The organism is Cohnella sp. CFH 77786 (assembly GCF_019400745.1).
GTDB lineage: Bacteria > Bacillota > Bacilli > Paenibacillales > Paenibacillaceae > Cohnella.
In genome coordinates this window covers 1-16,498 of the sequence record NZ_WJIB01000021.1, presented here as the reverse complement: position 1 = coordinate 16,498, position 16,498 = coordinate 1, and the positions used below count along the sequence as shown (strand labels likewise).

Here is a 16,498-nt window from a genome sequence, read left to right as displayed (position 1 = left end):
AACGCCCGGATTGGGGTGAATGGCGGCGGTGACCGGGTTATCTTAATGATTCATGGAGGCCTTCCACTCTCGGGGATCGTATGAATTGCCCGATGGGTTCCCCTACGATGCCTTCATTAACGTCAAATACCAGCTGCCCTCTCACGAATGTTTTGGTAACCCGGCAATGGATGGTTCTGTTCGTATAGGGGCTCTGCTTATGGCGGTAATAAAGGTTTTCGGCTTTGACGACATAAGATTGATTGGGATCGATCAAGATGATGTCCGCGTCCTTGGTGAGCGCGATTTCACCCTTCGTTCTTAGGCCGAACCTTTCCGCCGGATTGGTCGCAATCATTCGAGCAAATTGAGTGACAGGTACATTGCGTTTTTGCACAGCCTCATCGAACATCAGGTCGACATTGTTTTGACAGCCTGAAATTCCGCCCCATACCTCAAAGATATTATTGGTTTCACTATGCTTCATTTCCGGCGGACAAGGGGAATGATCGGAGGTCAGCATATCGATTTTCCCTTGCTTTAAGGCTTCCCATAGCTTTTCTTGCTCTGATTCATCACGCAATGGAGGCGAACATTTGGCGAGAGGCCCGATTTCTTCAAACTGGCTTGTCGTAATCGTAAAGTAGTGCGGGCATGACTCCAGTGTCACATCCTGTCCATCATTCCGAGCTTTGATGATCTCCTCTACGCCCGCAGCGCTGCTGATATGGACGAAATGCAGTTTACATCCGGTTTCTTTCGCCATCAGCAGTGCTCTCTTAATGGCATCTACCTCCGTAAATACCGGGCGGGAGGCGACATAATCGGAAGCCGTCGTCTTCCCTTGTTTGATCATTTCTTCTCCCAGACGGTCCGTGATCTCGGCATTTTCCGCATGAATCGATAAGAAATGGCCAAGCTCGGCTAGTTTCTTCATTCCCGCATATAGCGTATAGTCGTCTACGTTTTTGAAATCGTCCGGCAAGTCGGTTCCGCATGTGGCCATGAAACATTTGTACGCCACGACTCCCGCATCGGAAAGCTCCTGCAAGTTGGCCAGATTTCCCGGAACCAATCCGCCGTATAAGGCATAGTCAACATAGTTTTTCCCGGCAGCTGCGGCAAGCTTTAATGCTAACGCTTCTTGCGTCGTTGTTGCGGGCAAAGCATTCAAAGGCATATCCACATAGGTTGTAGTGCCACCTGCCGCCAACGCCTTCGAGCCGGTTTCGAAGCCTTCCCATTCCGTGCGCCCCGGTTCGCAAATATGGACATGCGTATCGATCATGCCAGGCATCACATACTGACCTGCGGCATCCACAACTTGGTCCGCTGTCTCATTCAATCGTTCGGCGATCGCGACGATCTTGCCATTTTGAATGGCCAGATCCGCCTTTATTACGACATCCCTGAGAACGACATTGCCGTTTGTGATCAATAAGTCGTACTTCATGGCTGATCTCCTTTCCTTTCAACACTGATGCGATTATTTTTCGAAAATCGTTCCCTGTTTGAATTTCGAACCTTGGAATGCATACTTCGTCAGAAGAAGATAGGCGATGCCCGATACGACAAAGCCCGTAACCCATGCCAATTCCACTTTGATGAAGGCGGCGCCGGCACCGATCAGCATGGCAAGAATCGCGGCCGGATTATATCCGGCAAATCGACCGTTCTCCTTGTACAGCTCCGAAATATCTACCTTCTGCTTCCGCAACACATAATATTCGATTAACAAAATCGAAACGATCGGCCCTAAGAATGCGGAATAGATCAGAATGAACATGCCCAGACCCTTTGCCGAAGAATCCTGTACAAGCACCCAAGGGAAGGAGCACAACGCAAGCAGTCCGGTTAGGGTAACGGCAGGTTTGAATTTCACTTTGGTCAGCAAGGTAATCACGTAGGTGGGGGGGATAATATTGGCGACCATGTTTACGGCAACCGCGCCCATCACGATAAATGCGGATACAAAGAAGGTAATGTAAGAGTTATCCACCACTTCCGCAAAGGCCTTGACCGGATTGGAGATGCCGGTTGCGGAAGCAAGCATGGCGCCAATCGTCAGGGTCAAGCCGTAGGCGACCAGAATAGGCGTGAAGTACAAGAAGCCGCGTTTTTTGTCGCTGATCCCGGTTTTCAGTTCTCTCGAATAATCCGCCGCGCTCAAGAAGATCGCCGCGTAATTTCCCATAAACATCATGATGAAGGCAAAGAACGGCAAGCCCCACGAGCCTTTGGCATGAACCCATTTCTCCGCGATCACATCGCTGTGGGACGTTAGAAGGACGCCAAACACATAAAGCAGCGCGAGGATAATGACGGTGGAGGTAAGCGTCTCTACCCATTTGATGGCGTGGAAGCCATACAGCGAAAGCGCGATCTGGACCACCTGCAGCAAGACAAAGCAAATGGCCACATTATCGAAAGAACCGCCCGTAACGATCTTCGCGATTTCATTTAAGGCCGTACCGCCAATCCAGCTTTGAAAGCCGTACCATACGATGGCGGGGATTCCCCGGCAAAGCGAGGATATGATGGAGCCTTTGAGCCCGAAGGACATTCTGAGCTGCACCACATAGGGGATTCCCGTTCTGTAGCCGAGCCTGTCGTTCAAAGCGAAAATAACCGAAATGAGGCCAATGGCAATGACGGCTGCGGCAAATGTCTGAAAAATGTTCAGCGTTGCGACGCCCGCCGCAATCAAGCTTGCGCCAAGCGTCATATTGCCCAAATTAACGCCGTCTCCGATCCACATAAAAATATAGTCCAGAGGTTTCACCGTTCTGCTTGCTTCGGTTTTCGGCTTCAGCGATTCATCCACACTTGCATCCTGTTGGATCAGCACATCCGGCGTATTGTATGTTTCTAGGCGAGTGGACATGTACACGAGCTCCTTTATTATGGGGATTATCTTGCTGCGGATCATGTATGGGTTTACTAATCAGCCTTAGCTCGACTACCCACCTTTCGTTAATTGTCATCTTTATTTACATAACTCGTTACATACTTTCACTTGGCATACCTTTAATATAATTGAAAAGCCTTTGTTTTTCATTATTCAGTGCACACAAAACATAAAGACCGAACTGGTCATCGTGCATAAAAGCTGGACTGAAAAGAAAAAAGACAGGGATTTCCCCTGTCTTTATGACATGTTATGTTAGATTTTTGCCCATTATTTAATATGCATTATTTAATATGGGGAAGAATAAGCCCGCCGTAGGCAAATGCCGCAACGATCATCAGGGCAGGGTGGACCTTCCATTTGACAAGCGCAAGGAAAGAAAGGAGCGCAATTCCGAGACTTTGCCATATTCCTAACGAAACCACGGAATCTTTCCCCATATTCCACGTCAGCATAAACATCATCACCGCGATGACCGGCTGAACGCATAAAGTCATTCCTTTTACGACGAACGATTGCCGATGCCGCTGAATGATTTTCAAAAGAAAAATAAGGGCAAAGGCAGAGGGAAATACGGTAGCGAACAAAGCGACCAAGAACCCCCACCATCCGAAAACGTCATAACCTACATAAGCGGCAATTTTCGTTGCGATGGGTCCCGGGAGCGCGTTCCCTAGAGCAAGCATATTGGAAAATTCGGCATTCGTTATCCAATGATAATGATTCACGATTTCTTCGTACATAAGAGGGATCGAAGCAGGCCCTCCGCCGTATCCGAGAACATTCGCAAGAAAGAAGCCTAAAAATAAACCTAACCAAACGATCATGAGGACATCCCCTTCTTTTTCCGCTTGGAACGATCCGCTTTATTCTTGAGTTTAAAATGGAAAGTTCCATATGCCAGGAAGATCACGATCACAATGGCCGGGTGAATGGATATGACCTGCAGCATCAGAAAGGAAAGAACAAATAATAGGCAGGCCAACCACTTTCCCAACCCTTTCGCGGCTTTCTCGCCAAATTCGTAGGCCATCTGACCAAGCATGACCGCAACGACCGGCATGACAGCGGAAATCATGCCTTCAACTGCTTTCGAGTAGCTTGCAACATTGACGACCGCGAGCAAAGCGACCATCGCCAGGCATGTAGGCAAAATATGTGCCGCCACGCTGACCAAGGCTCCTAGCGTCCCCTTCTGTTTATACCCTAAATAGGCTGCCATTTTCGTAGCGATCGGACCGGGCAACGCATTGGCGATCGCCAATATTTCCCCGAATTCGTCATCATCCAGCCAGCGATATCGGGAAACGGCTTCGTAACGGATTAACGGGATGACGGATGGCCCGCCGCCAAACCCGAATATGCCTGTCCGCAGCATTCCCAATATGAGCTCTTGATAGGATTTCCGCACGCGTTCACCCTCTTCCTATATCGCTTCGCTTATCCGTTTGCATTCCCATGATAAACATCCAATGCGGCTTGAACCGCACGACCGGCCTGAACCTTAACCCCTTGGCGCAGAAGAACGGATTCCAGCGCACCCAGCACATGGAGCACATTTTTCTTGCGGCAGCTGTAACCCATCGTGCCGATTCTCCAAATTTTTCCTTTCAGCGGTCCGAAGGAGCTGGCGATTTCGATATCGAAATCGTTCAGCAGCATGGCACGAACCGATTCGCCGTCCACTCCTTCCGGAATCGCAATGCAAGTGACCACCGGCAGCTTGCAAGCCGGATTGCCGTATAACTCCAATCCCATCGCCCGAATTCCTTGAACCAGCGCTTTTTCGTGCCGTTGATGCCGGGCGAATCGATTTTCCAAACCTTCTTCGAGGACGATGCGCAAGCCTTCCCTCAACGCGTAAAGCATCGAAGTCGCTTCCGTATGGTGATTTAATCGGGCAGGGCCCCAGTAATCCATCAATTGACTTAGATCGAAGTAGTTGCTTCGAATCACGCGGGGCTGCACCTTTCCCTTCGAACCGGGTTCGACCAGCCCTTGTTCGATCTTCTTCCGCTCCAGGAGCAGGGCCTCAACGCGGGAATTAAAGGTGATGGGAGCCATGCCGGACGGCACGGACAAACACTTCTGCGTACCGCCGATCGCGGCGTCGATTTTCCACTCGTCTACCTTTACATCGACGCCCCCGATAGAAGCAACCGCGTCAACCACGAAGAACACATCGCGTTCCCGGCAAGCTTCGCCGATTTCCCGCAAGGGCTGCATGCATCCCGTAGAGGTTTCCCCGTGAACCATCGCGACGATTTTGGGCTTTACGCGATCGATTTCACGGATGACATCCTCCGGCTCAAAAACGGTTCCCCATGTTGTTTCGATGTTATGGATTTCAGCCCCGTACCGTTCTGCAATCTCCGTAAGAAGATGGCCGAACCGGCCGTAAATCGGGATGAAAACGCGGTCGCCCGGTTCAATCATGCTGGCTAATACGGCTTCGATTCCGGAACGGGATGTTCCGTCAACAGGAAAGGCCCAGCGGTTTTCCGTCTGAAACAGCTCGCGGATCATCTCCATGGTTTCATTCATCATATGCGTGAACTCGGGGTCGAACTGTCCGAGGATGGGAGTCGCCATCGCGCGCAGCACGCGCGGCTCCGCTTCCACGGGACCCGGAGTCATGATGGTCCGGGTTGACGTATTGAGATCTCGGTATTTCATCTACTCCGTCTCCTTTGCATAACCTAACTCGTATAACAATTGGATCAGGACTTGCACCCCTGCCGCCAAATCTTCTTTCGAGGTGTATTCTTCGGGGCTATGGCTAATCCCGCGACGACTCGGCACGAAAATCAGGGAAGTCGGGTATCGCGGAGCCATAATTTGGGCGTCATGCCCCGCTCCGCTTGGCATCAATTTGTAAGGCACGTCTTGATGACGACAAATCCTTTCGATTCGGCGAAGCAACGACGCATCCATTTCAACGGGACGAGCATCGAGGTGTTTGTTAACCATGATATGAAGCCCGCGTTCCTGCGCAATCGTATAGCAGGCTTCGATCGCCTCTTCACAGAAAGCGTCCAACGCGTCGCCTTGGGGATGCCGGATGTCCAAGGTGAAGGTTGCCTTATTCGGAATGACGTTCGATACGTTAGGCTCCACCTTGAGATTACCGACCGTTGCGACCAACGGAGCACCCGCGCGGTCCGCGGATTCCATAATCGCGACAATCATTTGACTGGAGCCCCGCAAAGCGTCTTTCCGCAGATCCATCGGCGTCGTTCCCGCGTGATTGGCTTCCCCGGTACATTCGATCGTGTAGCGCTTCTGCCCGACGATTTGCTCGACGATTCCGATCGGCGTTCCATCTCGCTCGAGAACGGCTCCCTGTTCGATGTGGAGCTCGATAAAGGAAAGAATGTCCTCCCGCCGCGGGTTTCGATAACGACCCAAACCGAATCCCGCTTCTATCATGGCCTCCGTGAAGGGAACTCCCTCGGCATCCTGAATCTGCGAGATTCTGTCCCATGGCGCTATTCCCGTCACATTGGTGGACCCCCAGAAGGTGAGGGGGAACCGGCTGCCTTCCTCCTCGCACAAGGAAACGACTTCGATATTCCGAACGGGCGGGCCGTACGTTTCTTTTAAGTAACGCAACGCCAATAATCCGGCAACAATTCCGAATGCACCGTCGTATTTTCCGCCGCACTTGACCGTATCCACGTGCGATCCGGTAACGATCGCACCTGCCTCGGAATGGGACGAGGCAAGCCTTCCATACAAATTGCCTACTTCATCGTAATAGGTTTCCAGTCCCCATTCTTTCATCTTCCGTTCCAATGCCTGCTGGGCTTCTGTCCAAGATGCCGTATATAAATGGCGCGTCACGCCGCCTTCCGGATCCGCTCCGTGAACCGCCAACCAATGGACCATTTCTTCGACTTGCTCCTGGAGATCCGGTATATCCATCCGCGCGCTCCCCTCTTTCTGCCGCTGGAGATCCGCTATTTTCATCCGTGCGTACCCCTTTGTTCACGTTTCAATTTCGCTCTCTACACGTTATTTTCGAAGGATATTCCTATTGTAGTGAATCCTTATTCGGAAGTCATTGTATCCTTTGAATAAAATATAGCCATATAATCATGCGCAATGTACAATGATTGTGTTCATGTATATTCATTTTAACTGGATAATTCATAATTCGGGGTGACGCTCATGAAAATGATGGATGTGGTCCATATGCCTCTTCTCAAACACGCGAAACTCGCTGCAGGCGGTCTCGGCATGAACAGAAGCGTGGAAAGCGTCAATATGATGGATGCTCCGGACATCATTCAATATTTGAAACCGAATGAATTGTTGCTGACGACGGCATTTGCCATTAAGGAATCGCCGAACGACTTGCTGGAGTTGGTCCGGCAGATGGCCGACAAGGGATGTGCCGGGCTGGGCATTAAGACCAAACGCTTCATTGCCGAGATTCCCTCTTCCGTCCTGCAATTGGCGGATGAACTCGCTTTTCCGATTATCGAGATCCCGCTCGATTCCCCGTTAGGGGAATTGACGACGCAAATTCTCAGCTTCATTTTGGAAAAGAGAACCGATGAATTGCGCTACGCGCTGGAAACCCATCAGGCTTTTTCCCGCATCGTGATGGAGGGCAAGGGAATGCCGGGAGTGATGGACAGCTTAAGCGCCTTAATTCTACATCCGGTACTCCTCTTGGATCACCGGGGACAAGTGCTGGCAGAATCGCGTTCAACCCGTTCCCTCTCTTCGGACAAACAAAAGGGGATCGCCCGGCATTTGGAATCGGCTCTCCCGAATCGAGTCTGCTATTTCTCGCTGTTAGCCGGCAAAGAGGCCGTAACCGCGTTTTCCGTTGAAATCTATCAACAGCGGCAAGGATTTTTGGTCGTTCTCGGAACGATGCTGGAGGACCCTTTTTCCGTTCTGGCCGTGGAACAGGCCGCGAATGTCGTGCGGTTCGAATTGATGAAGCAGCATGCGCTGGAAGAAAGCTCAAGACGGATTAAAAATGAGTTTTTTGCCGATTTGCTCGATGAGCAGATGACTTCGGATGAAGAAATTCTGAACCGCGGGAGGCACTACGGCCTTCAGAAAAGGCAAACTTACAAATGTATTGTAGCTGAAATCGACGACGGTTCGGAAATTTACAGCAAAAAGTTCGTTCATCAGGAAGAGGCCATCCGTCAATTCAGGGATCAAGTCTACGAACATTTGGATGATGCGTTTTCCAGCCTTAAGAAGCCGTACATTTTGTTTACGAAAACCCATCATTTTATGATGCTGATTCCGGTTGAGGCCTCACAGGCAACGCAAGAATCGGAGGAGCAGGATTGGAACGGCATCTTGCGGAACATTCAGGACAAGCTTTACCGGGAGTTGGAAATCAGCTTGTCATTTGGCGTAGGGAATTACGCCGAACAATTAATGGATATTCCGACATGTTTCCAGAAAGCCCTGGAAGCCTTGCGGTCCGGATATCAATCGAAGAAAACGCGATTTATTCAGTCGTATCGCGTGAAGGAGTTGACGGAATTGCTTCGGATGATTCCGTATAAAAATCTGAAGCAATTCTATGACATGACCCTCAAGGGTCTTGCCGATTCTACCGACCGGGAACATATGGATCTGATTCAAACCATCGCCGTTTATTTGGAGAACAACTGCCTCATTACGGAAACCGCCAAACAACTTTACATTCACCGAAACACCGTTTCCTACCGCCTGAACAAATGCGAGGAAATTCTCGGCAGGAGCCTGAAGGATCCGAACGAGGTATTGAAATTGAGGATTGCTCTCATGGTACGTTCCCTGCTCCTGGCTTAACGCATGTTCAATGTGCACAATAAGGGTCCATTAAATTATTACACATAAACAATGACTTCCTCTCTAATTATTACTAATATAAGTTCCATACACGGTGAATTCCTTCGCATGGAAGGTGTGGAATGAGAGATGAACCATGATTGGGGCGCTTATGTCCGTCGAGACATCGCGGCGGGTCCTTCCGGCTCGGGAGCATTGGACGGACTAACGTTTGCCGTAAAGGACGTATTCGACATTCAGGGCTATACCTCCAGCGCAGGCAATCCGGACTGGCTGCAAACCCACGGGCCGGCCGATCGCCATGCCGTCAGCATTCAGCTGCTGCTGAGCCATGGAGCCAGGCTGACCGGAACTACGCATACCGACGAACTGATGTACAGCTTGGACGGCGAGAACGAACATTACGGAACCCCCGTGAATCCCAAGGCGCCGGAACGGATTCCCGGAGGATCATCCAGCGGTTCGGCTGTGGCCGTTTCCGCGGGTTTGGTTGATTTCGCATTGGGTACCGATACGGGGGGCTCCGTCCGGATTCCTTCGAGCTATTGCGGAATCTATGGATTCCGCCCCACTCACGGTCTCGTCGACATGAGCGGAGTCATTCCCCTGGCCCCTAGTTTCGATACGGTGGGGTGGATGGCTAGAGATTCGAAGACGCTTCTGGATGTCGGGCAGGTCTTGCTGGGTGGCCGCCCGTCCGTGGGAGCCGAATTTCGGCACATCTATTTTGCCCATGATGCCTGGTCCATCGCGGACGCGAAATGCCGGGATGCTCTAACGATATCCATTCCGTTCATCCATCGGGTAGAGGAGTGCAAATGGATCCACTTATCCCCATCCGGGTTAACCGATTGGATGAATGCCTTTCGGACTCTGCAAGGTCTGGAAATCTGGGAAACCCACGGCGCATGGGTGGAGCAGACGAAACCGCGCTTCGGAACCTCGATCGGAAAACGTTTCTCTTGGGCGAGCACGTTGCAAAAAGACGCAAGTCACGACCTCGTGCAGCTGAGGAAGGACATTCGGCACCGTATGTCCGAGCTATTGGGCGATGATGGCCTTCTGGTCATTCCGACGGCACCGGGCATCGCTCCGTTGCGGGGCCAGTCCGGAGAGGAAGTCGAGATACGCCGGGCCCGAACCTTGCAATTATGCTGCATTGCCGGATTGGCCGGCTTGCCGCAGGTAACGCTGCCCGTAGCTGAAATCAACGGCTCGCCAATCGGACTGTCCGTTATCGCCGGTCTCGGCCAAGATGTAAAGCTTCTTGAATGGATTGATAAGGGAGAACAGCGATGAGGATAGCCACCCTGAAACTCGAAGGGCAGGAACGCTCCGCTATCGTAACGGAGCGCGGACTTGTTTTCATAGAGACGATCAATCGAGCATTCAATGTGAATTGGAACGACCGGCTTTATGATCTATTGCTCAACGATCAACTGGACGAACTCAATCGCTGGTACCAGACAGGAGGGAAAAACCGGCTGGAGGAGCTTCCCTTGATTCCCGATAAGGACGCGGCATACGCCCCTCTGTACCGTTACCCCCGGAAAATCATCGGTGTCGGCTTCAACTATGTCGAGAATCCCTCCCAACTCGCTTCCATTCCGGAGAATGAAGAGCCTGTCAGTTTCATGAAGCCCGATACCAGCCTCATTGGCCCTCTCGATTCGATCTGTATTCCCGCTCAATCGGAGAAAACAACCGCCGAAGCCGAGCTGGCTATCATCATCGGGAAATGCTGCAAAGAGGTTCCGGAATCCGAAGCGCCCGATGTTGTCGCCGGGTTCACGACCGCATTGGATATGACCGCCGCGGATATTCACCAGAGGAATCCGAGATTCTTAACGCGTTCCAAAAGCTTCGATACGTTCTTCAGCTTCGGGCCCCATTTCGTGACGAAGGATGAATTGCCCCATCTCCCGGATCTTGAAGTCAGTACGATCCTGAACGGAGAAGTCCACAAGAGCAACGTCGTGTCCAATATGATCTATCGTCCATGGTTCATTGTCTCCTTTTTTTCGCAGGTCATGACCTTGCTTCCGGGAGACGTGATTTTAACCGGAACGCCAGGCGCTGCGGTGATTCGGGACGGAGACGTCGTGGAGTGCCGAATCGAGGGATTTGAGCCCCTTGTCAATCCAGTGAAAAACAGTTTGTCGTCCAGGAGGACCTAACATGGCAGATCGACCATCCGGTTATCGGAAACAAACCCGCTCTGTGGTGCATGCGCAAAATGGAATGGTTGCCACCAGTCATCCCCTGGCGGCTATGGCCGGCCTGCAAATCCTGCAGCAAGGGGGAAATGCCTTCGATGCGGCCGTGGCAACCGCGGCCGTGTTATGCGTGGTTGAGCCGATGATGACAGGGCTGGGCGGCGATATGTTCGCCCTGATTTACGATGCCGCAAAGCGCGAAGTCAAGGGGCTGAATGCAAGCGGGCGAGCCCCGCGGGCGGCAACCCCCGATTTTTTCGAGCAGAATGGTTATACCAGCATCCCGTCTCATGGAATTCTATCGGCAACCGTTCCGGGAGTTGTCGACGGGTGGTCACAGCTTCTTCAAAATCACGGAACGCTTACCTTTAAAGAAGTATTGGCTCCGGCCATTCGGTATGCGGAAGAGGGATTTCCCATTCCGGAGATGGTGGCGTACTACTGGAAGAAAGCGGAACGGCTCCTTCTGCAGTCCGAGGAAGCCAGTAATAAATATTTAATACACGGAAAAGCTCCTAACGAAGGAACGCTATTTAAGCAACCCGATTTGGCGTGGTCCCTCAAACAAATCGCGAAGGATGGAAGGGACGCCTTCTATCAGGGCGAGATTGCCGATAAAATCGATCGCTACATGAAGAGCCGTCAGGGATTGCTGCGAAAGGAAGACCTAAGGGAACACCGCTCCCAGTGGGTCCAACCGATATCGACCGATTACCGCGGACACGAGATCTTGGAAATTCCGCCGAACGGCCAAGGGCTTGTCGTGCTCCAAATGCTGAATATTCTCGAAAATTTCGACCTGAAGGCGATTGGGCATAACTCTCCGGAGTATATCCGGCTTTTTGTCGAAGCGAAGAAGCTCGCTTACGCTGACCGGGACCAATATATCGCCGATTCGGAATTTGCAGACATTCCCGTAAACCATCTGCTGTCCAAGGAATACGCAAAAGAGTTGGCGGATTCGATTCAGTCCGGTTTGAAGAAAAGCCAATCCGAGGTTGAATTGGGCGGGGATACGGTTTACTTGACCGTTACGGACAAACAAGGAAACGTGGCCTCCGTGACCAATAGCATTTTTAGTCTGTTCGGCAGCGGGGTATTGATTCCCGAGACCGGAATATTTCTGCATAACCGCGGTTCGTTATTTTCACTCGATCGTAACCATCCCAACGTTCTCCAACCCGGCAAACGTCCGTTTCATACCATTATCCCGGGAATGGTGCTGAAAGACGGGAAACCGTTGATCTCTTTCGGCGTGATGGGCGCCGACATGCAGCCTCAAGGACAAGTCCAAACGCTGGTGAACCTGATTGATTTCGGCATGAATATTCAGGCGGCGGGAGATGCCCCCCGGTTCCGCCACTATTCTCATGGAGTTTTCCTGGAGTCGGAGATGGGCCCGGAGATTCGCCAGGAGCTTTCCGATCAAGGCTATACGCTATTGAAACAATCCGATGGCGATGATTTCGTCGTCGGGGGGTACCAGGGGATTCGCATCGATCCGGAAACCGGGCTGTTCCAAGGAGGCTCCGATCCGAGAAAGGACGGATGCGCGATCGGATTCTAGCCGTGATCGAAAACGGGGCTGCCGAAAGCAACAATGCTTCGGACAGCCCCTGCTTACTCATCTGCTTGTTAAAGGGACTCTGGAGACAATCCGTCAGCTGGGGTGCAGATCGCGAGCGCGGCCGGTGGACGTCAGGCGCAGCAAGGATTGCGCGTGCCGTCTGACTTGGTCCGCTCCAAGCGGACCCCCATGCCCCATGTAAAATGTGCGGTGCCCCGAATCAAGCAGTCGCTGAAGCTCGTACGCTACTCGATGCGGGTCGTCTTCGAAGGGCGGGCGTATCGCGCGGTGTTTCCTCATGATGCCGCCGAGCAAAATGCCGGAAGCCAGCAGATCGCCCACCATCGCTTCGCGCGTGGCCAGCTCGACGGAGATGGAGCCCGACGTGTGCCCGGGGGTGTGGATCACTTGGCCCGGTACGCCGAATCGGCTCAAATCGAGCGTCTCCTGGCCCGATAGCATCAGATCCGGCGCAAATCCGACGTACGGCTGGAACATCAACGGAAGCTTGATGAAGAACCGGCCGAACCATCCCGACGGGCAGAAGGTCATCGGCACTTCCCGGCTGTAGTGCATGGCATCGTCCTTGTGCGCGAGTATGGGGGCTCCCGTCAATTCCCTTATCGCGGCGGCACTCCCGGCATGGTCCACGTGCGCGTGGGTAATCACGATCAGCTTGATGTCTTTGAACGTCAGCTTCTCCCGGCGCAAGGCGTTTCGTATTTTGTTCTCGGAGCCGGGCAGTCCCGCATCGATGAGCACGCATCCGTCGGGCCCGATCAGCAGATGAGCATTGACCATGCGCAGCGGAAGAATCGGAATGCGGACTACTTTTACTCGATTCATCATTCATTCCTCCTATAATAAAAAAACCGAACGGTTCGGTATTTTATTGTACGCGATTTTTCCCTGAAACGCCAACGCGATGTTACAATAGAGGCAATTATCTTTCACATGCGGAGGTTCATCGCGATGCGCAAGAGCGAAAAAACGCGTCGGCTTATCATCGCCAAGTCTGCCGAATTGTTCAATGCCAAGGGCTACGCCGGCTCTTCCATACAAGATGTCATGGACGTCACGGGGCTGAGCAAGGGTGCGATCTACCGCACGTTCGCCGGCAAAGACGATATCGCGGTCGAAGCTTTTGCATATGCCGGCGACCTGCTGATGGAGCGATTCCAGGAGGCCGCCGACAAGGCGACGTCGGCAATCGACAAAGTCATTGCCGTGTGCGAGGTGCATCGCGACCCTGTCGGAGATCCGCCGCTCGAGGGAGGATGTCCGCTGCTGAACACGGCGGTCGAAGCCGACGACGGGTATGCGGCGTTGAGGGAGCCAGCCCTCGCGGCGTTCGATCGGTTCGTGGCCTTGGTACGAAGCATTCTGGACAAGGGCGTGCAAGACGGCGAACTGCGTTCCGATATGGAGACGGAGCCCATCGCTTCGTTCGTCGTGACGTCGCTGGAGGGTGGCGTGATGGCGAGCAGGCTGACCCGCGACAACAAGCACGTCCAGTTCGCCATCCGGCAGATCGGGCTGATGCTGTCGGCGTATAAGCGGTGAGGGTATGCAGCACGGCAGTTGTTGCTAGAGCAGAGGCGGTGATTACCTATACCTGCATGCAAAGTTTGTGGAACAGTTGGAGCCTCATTTGGGTGTATTACAAGCATATTGCAAACGTCTCACCGTCAACGGCACGGATGGCGAAGAACTGTATCAAATTACGCTTGAGAAAGCCTATCGGGCTTACGGCGACAATTCGGCGATGAACCGGGCCTATTTGTTCCGTATTGCGAAAAACGCATGGATCGATCACCGCCGGACGAAAGCCGTTCACGAGGTGCCGCTGTTGGAAGAGCATGTCAAGCATCATGCAGTGAACGATGTGAATGTCAGGGAAGCGTTCGAGGTCATGGCGGAGCGTCTGTCCGTCAGGCAATCCGTCCTGCTATTAATGACAGAAGTATTCGGATTTACAGCCAAAGAAACCGCGGCCTGGTTCGACTCCACGAAAGGCGCTGTGAAGGAAGCGCTGAAGCGAGCCCGTCTCCGATGTTCCGAAAATGGAGTTTGTCTCCGCCAAGGGGGAAAGGGAGATTTTCTTCTCTTTCCAAGTGGATAACATCCAGGAACTTTACGAAGAGATGAAGCAGAAGGGCGCTGACGTCAAGGAGATGGTCTATAAGCCAGGCAACGGCTACAGCTTCCAAGTTATCGACCCGGACGGCAACTGCATGGGCATATAGGGCGGGTGGCCGAAAGAGGAGTAGTAGAAGAGGGGACAACCCCTCTTTTCGTGTATTAAACGGGCTATAAGTGCATTTAGGGAATCCGGTTGCGGTAGGAGAAGAAGGGTAAGCCCAAGGTAAAAGAAGAAGGGAATGTTGCAGGCCATGAGAATGGCGTTCGTATTATTCGAGGATGGACTCGCTAAGGATCGTGAGTTCAAATAGATGATAGGAGCAGATATTCATGGAATCGATATCACGCTATTTATATGTTCAGTCTATCGCGAAATGCGGCAAAATACTTTGATATTGAAAAAGCGGCACCTACCCTCATTTTGCAAACGGAACAAGGTTTAATAGCTTTTATCGTTAGTTCGCGCGGGGTCGCGTTGATTTTCAGGCTTTGGGAGAAGAATTAGGTTATTCAAAAATAAAAATGGCAGACAAATCGAAGGTTCTGGAGGCTACAGGCTATCATTCAGGGGCAGTGCCATTGATTGGTCACGGTTTGCCTTGCATATGACAATCGGCTGCTTGTTTTAGACTATATTTACGGAGGTTCAGGCGACGGTCGAAAAAACAGCCATCTCCTGCGCGGAGATGGCTGTTTCCTATTTCATTATTCAGAAACGGCATTCTTATGTCGCCGACGATTGCCGTGCCATTCCAACACAATCCAGAATCGCTTGCGTCACAACGGCCGGCTCCGTGAACTGCGGAAAATGCCCGCTCTGCGACGCCAAGACATGGCGGCTTTGAAGGCTTAGGCGGAGAAAGTCCAACTGGTTTTGCCGTCGAAGCTCCATCATAGACCCAGGCATCATCGGCGGTTTCTTCCCTCCCGAGACGACAAAGAGCGGGACATCGGGGAATGGGCCGGCGGTTTCGATCTGCTGGACCGTCTGCTCCACGAATCGGGTCTCGTTCCATTGGCGGTGGGGAAACAACGGGTCAAACACCCCCAGGACGCGATTGATCTCCCGAATGAACGCATTTTGGGTTTGATTGAGAATCATATCCTGCGGGTGGCTGGAATCGAGCAGAACGACTCCCTTGATTTCCTGCGGATACTGTCTGGCGAACAAGTTGGCATACAAGCCTCCCAGAGAATGCCCGACCAAGATGTAGGGCGGTTGGAGGTTGATTTCCTTCAGCAAATGCCGGAGCGCGGTGACAATCGATTTCCCGTGTTGGGGACTTGAAGGCTTGTCGCTGCCGCCTACTCCTAACCGGTTATAAGCGACAACGGTGGAGTGCTCCGCAATTTCATGAATGACTTTGTACCATCCTTCGATGGGCCCGTTTCCTCCATTGATCATAATGATTGCCGGTTCGCCTTCACCCAGCCGAGCATATTCCAGGCTCCCGTGGGGCGTAACAATCTTTTCCTTGGGTATGGGTTTCATCAGGTCAGCTTCACCGTCCGTTAGTTGGTATTTCCGCCAATGCGATCCCCTCGAATCGGTCGAATGTTATCGGTGAAGGATATCGGAATGGTGCTCATGTTGGCAACTGTATCCGAGGGTGCGGATACTTGAAAATGGATATGAGGTTCGGTGGAGTTGCCCGAGTTTCCGCATTTCCCGATGAGCTCACCGGCGGTAACCCGATCGCCCGCTTTTACCTTGACGGAACCGTTCTTTAGGTGAGCGATAGTGCTGATTTCGTGTGGCGTCGCATCGAATTTGCGAAAAAATCTCACGTTTTTTGCGAAAAGTAGTTTAGGGAGACTGTGTAGAAACAGGTCGGCGGAGCGGGTTGTCGTGCCCACTCCATCGACCTGTTTTGTTCG

16 protein-coding genes are annotated in these 16,498 nt (G+C 52.2%); 7 read left to right on the top strand and 9 right to left on the bottom strand.

Translation table 11 applies throughout. The annotated features are described in order from the left end of the window. Window positions 1–37 precede the first annotated feature (37 nt). The 6 genes from allB to allC form a co-directional block, all read right to left on the bottom strand. Window positions 38–1,432 (bottom strand): allantoinase AllB, encoded by a 1,395-nt coding sequence (gene allB, locus GE107_RS23195; RefSeq protein ID WP_219643680.1) that lies wholly within the window; start codon window positions 1,430–1,432, stop codon window positions 38–40. Between the two features lie 33 nt (window positions 1,433–1,465). Beyond that, window positions 1,466–2,863: an NCS1 family transporter gene (locus GE107_RS23190; RefSeq protein WP_219643678.1), complete on the bottom strand. Its 1,398-nt coding sequence runs from the start codon at window positions 2,861–2,863 to the stop codon at window positions 1,466–1,468. A 308-nt stretch (window positions 2,864–3,171) separates the two neighbouring features. Then, a complete protein-coding gene (gene chrA / locus GE107_RS23185) occupies window positions 3,172–3,714 on the bottom strand; it encodes a chromate efflux transporter ChrA (protein WP_255570801.1) in 543 nt (180 codons plus the stop codon). Then, window positions 3,711–4,298: a chromate efflux transporter ChrB gene (chrB, locus tag GE107_RS23180; protein ID WP_370636505.1), complete on the bottom strand. Its 588-nt coding sequence runs from the start codon at window positions 4,296–4,298 to the stop codon at window positions 3,711–3,713. Before chrB ends, chrA begins: the two co-directional genes overlap by 4 nt. Window positions 4,299–4,327: 29 nt before the next feature. Further along, on the bottom strand, window positions 4,328–5,563 hold the full coding sequence (locus tag GE107_RS23175) for a pyridoxal-phosphate-dependent aminotransferase family protein (RefSeq protein WP_219643675.1): 1,236 nt from the start codon (window positions 5,561–5,563) through the stop codon (window positions 4,328–4,330). Continuing rightward, window positions 5,564–6,856, bottom strand: coding sequence for an allantoate deiminase (allC, locus tag GE107_RS23170; RefSeq protein ID WP_255570800.1), 1,293 nt, complete (start codon window positions 6,854–6,856; stop codon window positions 5,564–5,566). A gap of 201 nt (window positions 6,857–7,057) precedes the next feature. On the opposite strand from allC, the gene GE107_RS23165 reads away from it, so the two are divergent. The 4 genes from GE107_RS23165 to ggt all read left to right on the top strand — a co-directional run bounded on the left by GE107_RS23165 (window position 7,058) and on the right by ggt (window position 12,478). Further along, on the top strand, window positions 7,058–8,695 hold the full coding sequence (locus GE107_RS23165; protein ID WP_219643673.1) for a PucR family transcriptional regulator: 1,638 nt from the start codon (window positions 7,058–7,060) through the stop codon (window positions 8,693–8,695). Window positions 8,696–8,824: 129 nt separating this feature from the next. Then, entirely contained in the window at window positions 8,825–9,994 is a 1,170-nt protein-coding gene (locus tag GE107_RS23160; protein ID WP_219643672.1) for an amidase, read from the top strand. Further along, complete coding sequence (locus tag GE107_RS23155; protein WP_219643670.1) at window positions 9,991–10,872, top strand: fumarylacetoacetate hydrolase family protein; 882 nt, start codon at window positions 9,991–9,993, stop codon at window positions 10,870–10,872. Before GE107_RS23160 ends, GE107_RS23155 begins: the two co-directional genes overlap by 4 nt. Before the next feature lies 1 nt (window position 10,873). Beyond that, complete coding sequence (gene ggt / locus GE107_RS23150; protein WP_219643667.1) at window positions 10,874–12,478, top strand: gamma-glutamyltransferase; 1,605 nt, start codon at window positions 10,874–10,876, stop codon at window positions 12,476–12,478. 93 nt (window positions 12,479–12,571) lie between these two features. Here the strand turns inward: ggt and GE107_RS23145 are convergent, their stop codons facing one another. Then, window positions 12,572–13,324, bottom strand: coding sequence for an MBL fold metallo-hydrolase (locus GE107_RS23145; RefSeq protein WP_219643665.1), 753 nt, complete (start codon window positions 13,322–13,324; stop codon window positions 12,572–12,574). Between the two features lie 126 nt (window positions 13,325–13,450). Between GE107_RS23145 and GE107_RS23140 the strand changes: the two genes are divergently transcribed. From GE107_RS23140 to GE107_RS27315, 3 genes are all read left to right on the top strand, one after another. Continuing rightward, window positions 13,451–14,041 (top strand): TetR/AcrR family transcriptional regulator, encoded by a 591-nt coding sequence (locus GE107_RS23140; protein ID WP_219643664.1) that lies wholly within the window; start codon window positions 13,451–13,453, stop codon window positions 14,039–14,041. Window positions 14,042–14,108: 67 nt separating this feature from the next. Next, entirely contained in the window at window positions 14,109–14,600 is a 492-nt protein-coding gene (locus tag GE107_RS23135) for an RNA polymerase sigma factor (protein ID WP_219643662.1), read from the top strand. Between the two features lie 542 nt (window positions 14,601–15,142). Next, window positions 15,143–15,229, top strand: a complete 87-nt coding sequence (locus tag GE107_RS27315; RefSeq protein ID WP_370636512.1) for a hypothetical protein — start codon at window positions 15,143–15,145, stop codon at window positions 15,227–15,229. Window positions 15,230–15,344: 115 nt separating this feature from the next. Here GE107_RS27315 and GE107_RS23125 read toward each other — a convergent pair whose 3' ends face one another. Next, entirely contained in the window at window positions 15,345–16,112 is a 768-nt protein-coding gene (locus GE107_RS23125; RefSeq protein WP_219643658.1) for an alpha/beta fold hydrolase, read from the bottom strand. A gap of 20 nt (window positions 16,113–16,132) precedes the next feature. Next, window positions 16,133–16,498 (bottom strand): M23 family metallopeptidase (locus GE107_RS26930; RefSeq protein ID WP_219643656.1); only part of this gene is annotated, 366 nt, incomplete at its 5' end.